General features: G+C 71.2%; 10 protein-coding genes. 9 read left to right on the plus strand and 1 reads right to left on the minus strand.

Going from position 1 to position 13,064, the window contains the following annotated elements; all coding sequences use genetic code 11:
- Positions 1 to 9 precede the first annotated feature (9 nt).
- From ACN26Z_RS12450 to ACN26Z_RS12475, 6 genes are all read left to right on the plus strand, one after another.
- Positions 10 to 807: a TrmH family RNA methyltransferase gene (locus ACN26Z_RS12450; RefSeq protein WP_421461301.1), complete on the plus strand. Its 798-nt coding sequence runs from the start codon at positions 10 to 12 to the stop codon at positions 805 to 807.
- Between the two features lie 213 nt (positions 808 to 1,020).
- On the plus strand, positions 1,021 to 2,088 hold the full coding sequence (gene pheS, locus ACN26Z_RS12455; RefSeq protein ID WP_421461303.1) for a phenylalanine--tRNA ligase subunit alpha: 1,068 nt from the start codon (positions 1,021 to 1,023) through the stop codon (positions 2,086 to 2,088).
- Between the two features lie 36 nt (positions 2,089 to 2,124).
- Entirely contained in the window at positions 2,125 to 4,701 is a 2,577-nt protein-coding gene (gene pheT / locus ACN26Z_RS12460) for a phenylalanine--tRNA ligase subunit beta (protein WP_421461304.1), read from the plus strand.
- A gap of 249 nt (positions 4,702 to 4,950) precedes the next feature.
- Positions 4,951 to 6,153: a nucleotide sugar dehydrogenase gene (locus tag ACN26Z_RS12465; protein ID WP_093404266.1), complete on the plus strand. Its 1,203-nt coding sequence runs from the start codon at positions 4,951 to 4,953 to the stop codon at positions 6,151 to 6,153.
- The gene (locus ACN26Z_RS12470; RefSeq protein WP_421461306.1) at positions 6,153 to 6,932 is read left to right on the plus strand and encodes a glycosyltransferase family 2 protein; all 780 of its coding nucleotides are present in this window, start codon (positions 6,153 to 6,155) and stop codon (positions 6,930 to 6,932) included. The genes ACN26Z_RS12465 and ACN26Z_RS12470 overlap by 1 nt, the downstream gene beginning before the upstream one ends.
- 8 nt (positions 6,933 to 6,940) lie before the next feature.
- Positions 6,941 to 7,966 carry an NAD-dependent epimerase/dehydratase family protein gene (locus ACN26Z_RS12475; protein WP_421461308.1) on the plus strand — a complete coding sequence of 342 codons (1,026 nt, stop codon included), beginning with the start codon at positions 6,941 to 6,943 and terminating at the stop codon, positions 7,964 to 7,966.
- A gap of 47 nt (positions 7,967 to 8,013) precedes the next feature.
- On the opposite strand, the gene ACN26Z_RS12480 is transcribed toward ACN26Z_RS12475, so the two are convergent.
- The gene (locus tag ACN26Z_RS12480) at positions 8,014 to 8,898 is read right to left on the minus strand and encodes a Crp/Fnr family transcriptional regulator (protein WP_282239128.1); all 885 of its coding nucleotides are present in this window, start codon (positions 8,896 to 8,898) and stop codon (positions 8,014 to 8,016) included.
- A 609-nt stretch (positions 8,899 to 9,507) separates the two neighbouring features.
- On the opposite strand from ACN26Z_RS12480, the gene ACN26Z_RS12485 reads away from it, so the two are divergent.
- From ACN26Z_RS12485 to ACN26Z_RS12495, 3 genes are read left to right on the plus strand one after another with little or no spacing between them, the layout of a single operon-like run.
- The gene (locus ACN26Z_RS12485) at positions 9,508 to 9,876 is read left to right on the plus strand and encodes a hypothetical protein (RefSeq protein ID WP_421461310.1); all 369 of its coding nucleotides are present in this window, start codon (positions 9,508 to 9,510) and stop codon (positions 9,874 to 9,876) included.
- Entirely contained in the window at positions 9,873 to 12,176 is a 2,304-nt protein-coding gene (locus tag ACN26Z_RS12490; protein WP_282239126.1) for a hypothetical protein, read from the plus strand. The genes ACN26Z_RS12485 and ACN26Z_RS12490 overlap by 4 nt, the downstream gene beginning before the upstream one ends.
- Entirely contained in the window at positions 12,173 to 12,982 is an 810-nt protein-coding gene (locus ACN26Z_RS12495; protein WP_421461313.1) for a hypothetical protein, read from the plus strand. The genes ACN26Z_RS12490 and ACN26Z_RS12495 overlap by 4 nt, the downstream gene beginning before the upstream one ends.
- Positions 12,983 to 13,064: the final 82 nt, after the last annotated feature.

Raw genomic sequence — 13,064 nt, forward strand, 5'->3', positions numbered from 1 at the left:
GCGGAGAACATGCTTTTCACACCGCGTACGCCCCGGGTGGTGGCCGCACGCCGACTTCAGCGTCGCCGCGAACGCGACGCCGCGGGTCGGTTCCTCGCCGAGGGACCGCAGGCGGTCCGGGAGGCGCTGAGCCGACCCGGCACCGTGCTGGAACTGTTCGGCACCCCGGCCGCCCTCGACCGGTACGCCGACCTCGCGGCGACCGCCGCCGCCGACGACGTACCCGTCTCCGAGGTGACCGACGAGGCGCTCGCCGCGCTCGCCGAGACCGTCGCCCCGCAGGGACTGGTCGCCGTCTGCCGGCAGCTCGACGTGTCCCTGGCCGACGCGTTGTCCCACAGCCCCCGACTGGTGGCCGTGCTCGCCGGCATCCGTGACCCGGGCAACGCCGGCACGGTGCTGCGTACCGCCGACGCGGCCGGCGCCACCGCGGTGATCTTTGCGGGGGACGCCGTCGACCCGTACAACGGCAAGTGCGTCAGGTCGTCCGCGGGCAGCCTGTTCCACGTCGACGTGGTCCGGGAGCGCGACCCGCTCGCGACGGTCACCGCGGCGCGGGCCGCCGGGCTGACCGTGCTCGCCGCGACCGGCCACGGCGAATCTGATCTCGACGACCTGGTCGACGCCGGCCGGCTGGCCGCACCGACCGCCTGGCTGTTCGGCTCCGAGGCGCACGGCCTGCCCATCGAGCTGGCCGAGGCCGCCGACGCGCGGGTCCGGGTGCCGCTGCACGGGCGGGCCGAGAGCCTCAACCTGGCTGCGGCGGCGGCCGTCTGCCTGTACGCTTCGGCCAGAGCACAGCGCTGACCCGAGGTCACGCGCACATGACGGAGGAGATGCGGCCCCGATGATGAACGCACCACGGCGTTCGTTTAGCCAGCCCGCCGGTGTCGGCGGGCGGCGGGCCTGACCTGCTCTCCACGCGACTCCCACCGGCGGGCTGCGGCACAGCCGCGCGTCCGTAGACTCGCCTAGCCGCCCGCGAGGGCTGGCGCCGTCGTGAGGGAGTGCCCGTACGCCATGACTTACCGCAACGATCCGTACGACCCGAAGCAGGTCGCCCTGCTCGACCCGGCCGCGTTGGCCGAGGCCGTGACCGAGGCCGAGAAGGCGTTCGCCGCCGCCGGTGACCCCGACGCGCTCGCCGTGGTGCGCCCGGCGCACCTGGGCGACCGGGCCCCGGTCTCGCTGGCCCGCCGCGAGATCGGCGCGCTGCCGCCGGCCGCCAAGGCCGACGCCGGCAAGCGGGTCAACGAGGCCCGCCGCACCATCGAGCAGGCGTACGCCGCCCGTGCCGAGGTGCTGGAGCGTGAGCAGGCCGAGCGGGTCCTGGTCGCCGAACGAGTCGACGTGACGCTGCCGTACGACCGCCACCCGCGTGGCTCCCGGCACCCGATCACCCTGCTCATGGAGCAGATCAGCGACCTGTTCATCGGGATGGGCTACGAGGTGGCCGAGGGGCCCGAGGTCGAGCTGGAGTGGACCAACTTCGACGCGCTGAACATCCCCGCCGACCACCCCGCCCGCGGGCTGATGGACACCTTCCACATCGCACCGGAGGGTTCCGGACTGGTGCTGCGTACCCACACCTCGCCGGTGCAGGCGCGCACCATGCTCACCCGCACCCCACCGATCTACGTGGTCGTCCCCGGCCGGGTCTACCGCACCGACGAGTTGGACGCCACCCACTCCCCGGTCTTCTACCAGGTCGAGGGCCTGGTGGTGGACAAGGGCATCACGATGGCGCACCTGCGCGGCACGCTCGACCACTTCGCCCGGGCCATGTTCGGCGCGGGCGCGAAGACCCGGTTCCGGCCGCACTACTTCCCGTTCACCGAGCCGTCGGCCGAGTTCGACGTGTGGTTCCCGGAGCACCGCAAGGGCCCACAGTGGGTCGAGTGGGGCGGCTGCGGCATGGTCAACCCGCGGGTGTTGCGGGCGTGCGGCATCGACCCGGAGGTCTACTCCGGCTTCGCCTTCGGCATGGGTATCGACCGGACGGTGATGTTCCGGCACGGGGTGGGCGACATGCGGGACCTGGTCGAGGGCGACGTCCGGTTCACCCGGGCGTTCGGCCACGGGGCTTAGTGCGGGCGCGAGTTACGGAGACGGTGGTTACACATCATGCGAGTTTCTCTCAGTTGGCTGCGGGAGTACGTCGACGTTCCCGACCTGCCCGTTGACGAGCTGGAACGGGCCCTGGTCGACCTCGGCATCGAGGTCGAGTCCATCGTGGACCTCTCCGGCACGGTCACCGGGCAACTGGTGGTCGGCGAGGTCCTGGAGGTCGAGGAGCTGACCGGCTTCAAGAAGCCGATCCGGTTCTGCCTGGTGAACGTGGGCACTGCCAACGGCACCGGCGAGCCGCAGGAGATCGTCTGCGGTGCCCGCAACTTCGCTCCGGGCGACCGGGTCGTGGTCATTCTGCCCGGCGGGGTGCTGCCGGGTGACTTCGCCGTCGGCGCCCGCCGGACGTACGGGCGCAACTCCAACGGGATGATCTGCTCGGCCCGGGAACTGGGCCTGGGCGACGACCACGACGGCATCCTGGTGCTGCCCGAGCACGTGGTCGCCGAGCCCGGCGACGACGCACGGCCGGTGATCGGCCTCAACGACATCATCGTCGAGGTGGAGATCACCCCGGACCGGGGCTACCAGATGTCACTGCGCGGGCTCGCCCGCGAACTGGCGCACGCTCTCGGTCTCGACTACACCGACCGGGGCCGGATGCCCGCGACGCCCGGCACGGCCGAGCCGGCGTACCCGGTCGAGGTGCGCGACCCGGTCGGCTGCGACCGGTTCGCGGCCCGGATGGTGCGCGACGTCGACCCGGCGGCGCAGACCCCGGACTGGATGCGGCAGCGGCTGACCATCGCCGGCATCCGCAGCATCTCGTTGCCGGTCGACATCACCAACTACGTGATGCTTGAACTCGGCCAGCCGATGCACGCCTTCGACGCGGACCGGATCGCCGGCCCGCTGGTGGTGCGCCGGGCGGTACCGGGGGAGAAACTGACCACGCTCGACGGGGTGACCCGCGCCCTCGCCCCCGAGGACATGGTCATCTGCGACGCCGGGCTGCCGAACCCGCTCGCCGCCGAGGGCGACGGCATGCCGATCTCGCTCGCCGCCGTGATGGGCGGCGAGACCAGCGAGGTGCTGCCGGCCACCGTCAACGTGCTCTTCGAGGCCGCGCACTGGGACTCGGCGATGGTGGGCCGCACCGCCCGTCGGCACAAGCTGTTCAGCGAGGCGGCGAAGCGCTGGGAGCGGGGGGTGGATCCGGCGCTGCCGCTGGTCGCCCTGGACCGGGCGGTCGGGCTGCTCACGTCGTACGCGGGCGGCACCGCCAGCGACGAGGTGCTGGACATCAACCATGTCCGGCCGCGTACCCCGGTCACCCTGCCGGCCGACCTGCCCACCCGGCGGGTCGGGGTGGACTACCCGCCGGCCCGGGTGGCCGCCCTGCTGGAGCAGGTCGGCTGCACCGTGTCGCGCGGCGCCGACCGGCTGGCCGAGGACCCGGGTGAGGTGGCGGTGGCCGCCGGTGGCGGCGAGACGCTGAGCGTCACCCCGCCGTCCTGGCGGCCCGACCTGACCGACCCGGCGGACCTGGTCGAGGAGGTGGTCCGCCTCGACGGGTACGACAAGGTGCCGTCGGTGCTGCCGACCGCGCCGCCCGGCCGGGGTCTGACCGGGCAGCAGCGACGCCACCGGGCGGTGTCCCGCTCCCTGGCCGAGCGTGGCTACGTCGAGGTCCTGGCGCACCCGTTCGTCGCCACGGACCTGGCCGACCAGCTCGGCCTGCCTGCCGACGACCCGCGCCGCCGGGCGGTGCGGCTGGCCAACCCGCTGTCGGAGGAGGAGCCGCTGCTGCGCACCACGCTGCTCGGCCCGCTGCTCGGCATCGTCCGGCGCAACCTCGGCCGTGGTCTGCGGGACCTGTCCCTCTACGAGATCGGCACGGTCTTCCACCCCCGGCCGGACGCCGGCAGCCCGCCGGCGATGGGCGTGGATCGGCGTCCCACCGACGCGGAGTTCGCCGCCGCCGACGCGGTGGTTCCGCGCCAACCCCGGCACGTCGCCGTCGTGCTGACCGGTGACATCGAGCCGGCCGGCTGGTGGGGCGGCGGCCGGGCGGCAGGCTGGGCGGACGCGGTCGAGGCCGGCCGCGCGGTGCTGGCCGCCGCCGGGGTACCCGACCGGCAGGTCGAGGTGCGGTCGGCCGAGTACGCCCCGTGGCATCCGGGCCGCTGCGCGGAACTGCTGGTCGACGGCACGGTGGTCGGTCACGCCGGTGAGCTGCACCCGCAGGTCGTCGCGACGCTGGAACTGCCGAGGCGGACCTGCGCCATGGAGCTGGACCTGGACGCCCTGCCGTCCGCCCCGCCGGTAGGCGCGCCGACGGTGTCGACGTTCCCGCCGGCGCTCATCGACGTGGCGCTGGTGGTGGCCGAGTCGGTGCCGGCGGCGCAGGTGCGCCAGGCGCTCGTCGAGGGGGCCGGCGAGTTGCTGGAGTCGGTCAGCCTGTTCGACGTGTACGCCTCGGAGCAGCTCGGCGCCGGCCGCAAGTCGCTGGCCTACAAGCTCACCTTCCGGGCACCGGACCGCACCCTGACGGTCGAGGAGGCGGTGGCCGCCCGTGACGCCGCCGTCGCCCGCGCCGCCGAACGCTGCGGCGCCAGCCTCCGCGGCGCCTGACAGGTCGGGAAGGGCCCCTTCGCTACGCCTCGGGCAAAGAAGGGGCCCATTCCCGACCCCGGTGGTGGGTGCGGGCACCGACGGCGTGTGCGATCGGTGACGGCGGCAAGGCGCTCGGTGTGGGATCGACCGAAAGGTCAACACCGATGGCTGTTTGGTTACCCGCGAGTTACCTCTGAGCGGTTAGCCTGCTTGGATTCCGAGTGCCGTCATCCGCATCACCCCCGCCACCCCCACGGGAGCCCCCTCATGTCCGATGATCCGCCCGCCTCGGTCGACGTCTGCATCGTCGGTGGTTGTGGCCGGGTGGGCCTGCCACTGGGCATCGCCTTCGCCGCCCGCGGGCTGTCCGTCGTGCTGTACGACATCAACGCCGAGGCCGTCGCGGGCGTCAACGCGGCCACCCTGCCCTTCGCCGAGCCCGGCGCGGCCGGTCCGCTGGCCGAGGCGGTGGCCGCCGGGCGGCTGCGCGCAACCACCGACCCCGCCGCCGTCGGGGCGTCGGAGCATCTGGTTGTGGTGGTCGGCACGCCGGTCGACGAGCACCTCAACCCGGATCTCGGTGCCGTGCCCCGCGCGCTCGAACGCTGCGCCGAGCATCTGCGCGACGGCCAGCTGATCGTGCTGCGCAGCACCGTCTACCCCGGGGTCACCGCGCTGACCGAGAAGCTGCTGGCCGGCAAGGGGCTGCGCGCGGACGTGGCGTTCTGCCCGGAGCGGATCGCCGAGGGCCGGGCGATGACCGAGTTGTTCACCCTGCCGCAGATCGTCGCCGCACGAACCCCGGAGGCGCTGACCCGGGCGGAGAAGCTGTTCCGGCACCTGACCGACCAGATCGTCCCGCTCGAACCCGAGGAGGCCGAGCTGGCGAAGCTGTTCACCAACACCTGGCGGTACATCAAGTTCGCCACCGCGAACCAGTTCTGGATGATGGCCAACGACTTCGGGCTGGACTTCGCCCGGATCCGGCATGCGGTGGCGTACGACTACCCGCGCGCCGCCGATCTGCCGATGCCCGGTTTCGCCGCCGGACCGTGCCTGTTCAAGGACACCATGCAACTGGCCGCGTTCAACCGGAACAACTTCGTCCTGGGCCACTCCGCGATGCTGATCAACGAAGGGCTGCCGCTGTATCTGGTGTCCCGCCTGGAGGACCGGTTCGACCTGGCCACCTCGACGGTGGGCATCCTCGGCATGGCCTTCAAGGGCGGCAGCGACGATCCCCGGGAGAGCCTGGCGTACAAGCTACGCAAGATCCTGGCGTTGAAGACCCGTGAGACGCTCTGCACCGACCCGTACGTGGCGGACGAGCGTTTCGTCGATCTCGACGAGGTGTTGCGCCGGGCCGACCTGCTGGTCATCGCCGCACCGCACGAGCAGTACGCCCGCCTGGACACCGACAAACCGGTGATTGACATGTGGGGTCTCACCGGGCAGGGGGTGCGGGTGTGATGAATCCCCGGGTCTCGGTGATCGTGCCGGTCTACAACGAGGGCGAGGCGATCATCCGCTGCCTGGAGCGGATGCTGCGCGAACTGATGCTGCCCGCCGAGGTGCTGATCGTGCACGACATGCCCGAGGACACCACCGTTGCGTACGTCGAGCGGATCGCGCGTACCGACCCGAGGGTCCGGGCGGTGCTCAACACCTACGGCCGGGGCCCGGCCAACGCGATCCGGTACGGCATCGACGCGGCCCTGGCGCCGGTCGCGGTGGTGACGATGGCCGACGGGTGCGACGATCCCCGCCAGATCGACGAGCTGGCCCGGTTGGTGGACCGGGGCGTGGTGGTCGCCGCGGCCTCCCGGTACATGCCGGGTGGTCAGCAGGTCGGCGGGCCGAGGCTGAAGCGACTGATGTCCCGCTGGGCCGGCCGCAGCCTCTACACCTTCGCCCGGGCGGGCACCCGGGACGCCACCAACAGCTTCAAGGCGTACGACACGGCGTTCGTCCGCGAGGTCGGCATCGAGTCGCGGACCGGCTTCGAGATCGGGCTGGAACTCACCGCGAAGGCCACCCGGCTGCGCCTGCCGGTCGCCGAGATCCCGACCATCTGGTTGGACCGTCCGCTCGGCGAGTCCCACTTCGACCTCGGCCGCTTCCTCCCCGGCTACCTGCGCTGGTACCTGTTCGCCTACGGTCGGCGGTTGAGCCGGGAGAAGTTGGCCGCCCGGGTGCGGACGGCGGCCGTGCCGACCCCGCGTGGCACCGAGTACGAGAAGACGGCATAGGAGCGTACGTGGCGAAGGTCCTGGTAACTGGTTCGGCCGGATTCATCGGCGGCTACCTCGTCGCGGAGCTGCTCGACCGTGGCCACGAGGTGGTGGGTGTCGACAACTTCTCGAAGTACGGTCCGGTCGCCCAGAGCCACGAGGGGCACCCGAGGTTCCGGTTCGTCGAGGGGGACGCCCGCGACACCGATCTGCTGACCAGGCTGCTCGACGGCTGCGACCACCTGGTCGCCGGCGCCGCCATGATCGGCGGGATCTCCTACTTCCACGCGTACGCCTACGACCTGCTCGCCACCAACGAGCGGATCATGGCGGCGACCTGCGACGCGGCGTTGCAGGCGCACCGCGCCGGTCGCCTGTCGAAGGTCACCTACCTCTCCTCCTCGATGGTGTTCGAGTCCACCGAGCACTGGCCCAGCCGGGAGGGCGACGAGCGACGGATCCCGCCGCCGCTGTCCTCGTACGGCTTCCAGAAGCTGGCCGTGGAGTACTACGCCCGGGCAGCCTGGGACCAGTACCAGCTGCCCTACACGATCGTGCGGCCGTTCAACTGCGTCGGCGTGGGGGAGGGGCGGGCGCTGGGCCAGGCCGAGGTGCTCTCCGGCAACGTGAAGCTGGCCATGTCGCACGTGGTACCGGACCTGGTCCAGAAGATCGTCAAGGGGCAGGACCCGCTGCACATCCTCGGCGAGGGCGACCAGGTGCGGCACTACACCTACGGCGGCGATCTGGCCCGGGGGATCGCGCTCGCCATCGAGCACCCGGCGGCGCGCAACGAGGACTTCAACCTCTCCACCGCCGAGTCGACCACCGTCCTGGAGTTGGCCGAGCTGATCTGGCGCAAGATCAAGGGGCCGGACGTGCCCTTCCGGCACGTCAGCGACGACCCCTTCCAGTACGACGTACAAAAACGCGTACCGGACACCACGAAGGCTCGCGAGGTGCTCGGCTTCACCGCAACCACGACCCTGGACGAGATGCTCGACGAGGTCATCCCCTGGGTGACCCACGCGGTCGCCGAGGACCGCCTCTGACCCGGGAGCTGTCAGGGCCTGTCGCCGGGGGCCGGAACGGGACCTGGCTACCGCTCCTCGGCGTCCAGTTGCCCCACCGCCCGCAGTCGCGGCAGGTCGAGGACGGTCATCCGACGGTAGTCAGTGTCGACAAGGCCCTCGGTCCGCAGATCACGCAGGCTCTTCTGGATCGAGGTCTCGGAGGCGCCGCAGATCGTGGCGAGTTCCGGTTGGGTGAGCCGGACATCGATGACGACACCGTCGGGCGCCCGCCGACCGTGGGTGCGGGACAGTTCCGCCACGACCCGTGCCACCCTGATCTTGACCGGGTACGAGGTGAAGTCGATCCGTCGCCGGTTCGACCAGCGCAGCCGGTCCGAGACCATGGCCGCGAGTTCGAGCGCCGCGTCGGGGTTCCCGCGTAGGAAGGCTCGGAAGCGGTCACACGGGATCACGCTGTAGCGGGCCGGTCCGCACGCGGTGACCGTCGCCGACCTTGGCTGTTCGTTAAGCGCGGACATCTCACCGACGAGGTCACCCCCGACCCGGAGCGACAGCAGCGCGGTTCGGCCGTCCGGCAGCGCGGCGGTGACCTTGGTCAGCCCCTGCTCGATCAAAACCAGGTGTGATTCCTGGCGTCCCTCGTGAATCAGGATCTGACCGGCCGGCACCTGACGGCGAACGCCGAGTTCCAACAACGCCGTGCGGACTGGGGGGCCCAGCCGCTGCAGGAATGTGCCGTAGGGCCACTGTGCGGTCTGAGGCGTTTCTCGCCGCATCAACGCTCCCACTTTTCTCCACCAACGAAAGCGATCGAAGCGTAACCGGTCTTTCGCGGTGCGCGACGCCTGACGGAACAGCGCCGCCGCGAGCAGGTAGGCGACCAGCAACCCGAGCGTCGGCCACGCCGCCAGCCCCGATCCCAGGAGCAGGTCGATCGGCAGGGTCCACATGGGCCAAGTCCATCCGTACGGAACCGTCGAGACACCCGCACAGGAGGGGATGACGGGTGGTCGACAAACGCGGCGATGCCGTCTTTCTACGGGATCTCCGAGCTTCGACGCGTCTTGGATGTCACCTGGTGCCCGGCTCTGACGGGCCATGGTGAGGAGGACCGACCACATGCGACATCCAGAGCGGCGCCTGCTGGTCTGCGTGGACATGGAGCGCTACAGCCGGCGTACCAACCTTCAGCAGTACGAGGCCCAGCACGACTTTCACCGCCTGCTGCGGGAGGCAGCCGGCGACGTGGGCATGGACCGGGTGGGCTGGACGACACAGCAGTCGGGCGACGGGGAACTGGCGATCCTGCCGCACGACATACCCGAAGCGAGGGTGATCGGCCGGTTCGTGCCGGAGCTGAATCGGCTGCTACGGCGGTACAACGCCAGCCGGTTGCCGGCAGCCCGCATCCGGCTCAGGGTCGCGGTGCACCAGGGCATGGTGCACCTCGACGGTGCCAACGGATTTCCCGGGCAAGCGGTAGTGCTGGTCAGCAGGTTGTGCGACGCGGAGCCGGTCCGTCGGGCACTGGCCGCCTTCCCGAGGCCGGGATCGCGCTCGTGGTGTCCGCAGACATCTACCGTGACGTTGTCACCGAGTATCCCGAGGAGCTCCGCCCGGACCGGTTCCGTCGGATCGACGTGGTCCACGCGAGCAAGGGATTTCAGGAACCGGCGTGGCTCTGCGTCGTCGACGAGGATCTGTCGTCCTGGGTGGACGGGTCCCCGGAGTCCAACCCGCCGGCCGGGGACACGTCGGATGTCTCTGCTCGCCGTTCACGCGCGAAGCGGGATGGCGACATCCCCGCCCCGGGCGGGATCCGAACCGGCGACATCACCGTCGAGGGGCAGAACGCCATCGGCCCGGGTGCCACGGCGATCGGGTCGATCGGTCGTGACGCGAATCTCGGTGGAGGTACGGACCGGTGAGCGACCACCGTCCGGAGTCGGCGAGGTCCGCTTCCGAAGCCGTGCCGGCCGATGCCGGGCTGGAGCCACCGGGCGACCAGCCGCAGGAGAGCCGCCCCGGACTCGCGCCGGACAGCGGCGCGACCGCTGCGGACCCGCCATCCACGGAGCGGGAGCCGGAGGATGTCGAGGACACCGACGAGACCGAGGAGCCGCTGGACTCCGCCGACGTGCTGCGCCGACTCGCCGGTCTGCTCGGCGACAGCGGGCGCATCGATGTTGGCGACATGCAGGTACAGGGACAGAACGCGACCGGCCATGGCGCGCTCGCCATCGGCACGGTCAACGTCACCGCCGCCGCAACCGCCGGGGGTGGTCGCGTCTGGGCGGAGACACTGAGCGAGTCGACCGTACGGGAGGTCGCCTTCGCGTACGCCCCCGCCGCGAGCGATCAGCAACTCGACCGGCAGTTGAAGCAACGCCACCTGGTGTGCCTGTCCGGTCCGACCGGCAGCGGCCGCTTCACCTCCGCGCTTGTCGCCTCGGCCCGCCGGCACGGCTTCGGCCGGGTAGGGGTTCTTGGCGTCGAGCAACTCGCCGACCTGCTCGGCACGAACTCCGGTCCCCGTAGCGGATGCGGCTACGTGCTACGGCTCAGCGACGAGACGGTGTGCTCGGTGGACGGGTACACCCTCGTCGCCTTGGCGGCGCGCGCCGAGACCCACGGGGTGACCCTGCTTCTCGTCGGTGACTTCTCGCGGCGGATCCAGGATCTCAGCGGCCATGTCGTCGAGCATCGACCGCCGCCTGCGGAGGAGGTGTTTCGCACTCGGCTGCGGCGTGAGTTGACGGTGCCGTGCGTCGGCTTCTGCGCGGACGGCTGTGCCGGCGGATGCGTCGAACGGTATGTCGACGAGGAGTGCGTCCGGCATCCCTTGCTGGCGACCTACCTCGGCGGGGAACCTCGACCACGCGAGGTCGTTGCGGTGGTGCAGGCGATCGCCCGCACGGCACCACGCGCCGCGGCGTTGACCGCCCGTCTGGCCGAATTGTTGCCCCGGCAGCTGCGCGAGCGCGCCGCGCGCATTCTCGACGCGGAGGACGGTGCCGGTGCCTCGGTGGGTTGGTCCCGCGACCAGGTACGGGCGTTCCGGCTCTCCTGCGCGGTCCTGGTCGGCCTCTCCGCCTCGGAGATCCGTCTCGCCGCCGACCGGCTCGTGGCCGCTGACGGGCTCGGGTACGCCGATCGGCTCGTGCCGGCCGACGCGCCGATGCCACCGGCGACGGTTCCGCTGCGCCTGCGCGGAACCACCGTCGATCAGCTGCTCGGCCAGACGCTGCGGGCGGCGGTGGTGGTACCGGCCGACGGGTGGGCCGTGGGCGCTGCCCATCTCCAGTTCGCCGCAGGCAGCGAGCAACTGCGCTCCGCCGTGCTCGACGTGGCCTGGACGGACTGGTACCCACCTCGGGTGTTACTCGGCTGGCTCGCGGATCTGGTCCGGGCCGAACAGCCGGCCGTACGCCAGGCGGCGGCCGGTGCGGTCGGTTGGACGGCGAGCAGGGACGTGCAGGCGGCCCTGGACACGGTACGGGATCTGGCCCGGGAGCGGCGGGCCGGAGTTCGGCAGGCGGCCGCGATCGTGCTGGTGGCGATGGCGATGCAACCGCATCTGAGACAGCGGGTCAGGGCCGAGCTGGATCGCTGGGCAGCCGGGCCGGCCGGCCATCTGCGGGACACCGTGGCCCGAGCCCACGAACTCGGGCTGGCCCGTCTCTGGCCTGACGCGGCGCTGGTGCAGCTTCGCCTGGTCGCGTCGGCGCGCATGCAACGCTGGAACAACTCCGTGGTTCGGGGCCTGGTCGAGGTGTATCAGAGCGGGCACGCCACCGCCCTGGTGCCCGATCTGGTCGAGTGGACCCGGTCGCCCGACCGCGAGGTACAACTGCACGCCGCCCGAACGCTGCGGGTGCTGGCCGAACGGTGGGCCCGACCGCCGCGGGAACACTGGCCGGAACTGCTGGACCTCGCCCGTACGGGGTTCATCACCGACGATGACCTGGCGACGCTCTGGGCGACAGCGCTGAGCCTGCCGGAAACGGCGTACCGGTCCTGGCGGACCCTCGGCTCCTGGCTCAACCGGGCGGACGGCCAACCCGAGGTCGCTGGGCACGTGCTGGCGCTGCTGCGACTCGTGGTGGCGGGACGGATTCCGTTGCGTCGGCGACTCCACCACCAGCTACGGCACGTGTGGCGCCCGGTGATGCCCCGGAACGCCCTGCTTGCCGATGTCGGACAACTTATCGATGAGGACAACCGATGAGCAATCAACCCGCCGGGAACCCGCACGTCCACCACTCGGTGCCGAGGCAGGCCGATCGCCGATGGTGGCACTCCATCTTTCCGCCGTCCCCTGCTCCGCTGCCGCCGGTACCCGTTCGGGTGAGCTTTCGGCAGGACGTACCGCAACCCCTCCTGGTGCCGGCCAAGGGTGACGCTTTCGACTTCCGCCTGCACGTCGTCTACCTCTGGACCGCGTCGAACATGGGGTTCGAGGAACTGCGCCTGCGCGCCGAGCGATTGTTGCCGTGGGCGGGTGGAATCGTCCGGGAACGGGCGGTGGACCTCGCCCGCGAGCACGAACCGCACCGCGCTCACGACCTGGAGCGGGCGCTGAACAACCTCCTGATGCACCAACGTTGGCCGCAGGACGCGAGCCTGCCGCAGTTCGGAGTTCATCTACGGGTCAGCCCCGACGAGCGGGTGCGGGAGCGGCTGCGCCCGTACTGGGAAGAGCGGATCGAGCTCGAGTGCCACCACGAACTACAGAAGATCCGTGCCTGGCAGGCCGACGACCTGACCCGCCGGTGGGCCGCGGTGTTGCAGAGCCTGGAGGACGACCCGGTCACCGGGCATGCGGCGCGGCTGGCGGGAGAGCAGTTCGCCGAGGTCTTCCAGCGGTACGTGGTGGAGCGCCGTGACACCGTCCCGGATCTGGTGAGTCTGCTGCGGGAGGCGGTGAAGGGCCACGGTGATCTCGGCCTTGGGCCGTCCGAGTACACGCAGGCGTGGGACGCCGCGCTGCGGACGTACGAGCGTCAGCACGGCCTGTCGGGGCGGACCAATTGATCGTGCGGTGGCCCTCCTTCGGCACCGGAGGGCCACCGCACCCTGCCTTACATCACCATGCGCACGACTGTATGACCTTGCA

This window comes from Verrucosispora sp. WMMD703 (genome assembly GCF_049178935.1).
Taxonomy (GTDB): Bacteria; Actinomycetota; Actinomycetes; order Mycobacteriales; family Micromonosporaceae; genus Micromonospora; species Micromonospora sediminimaris.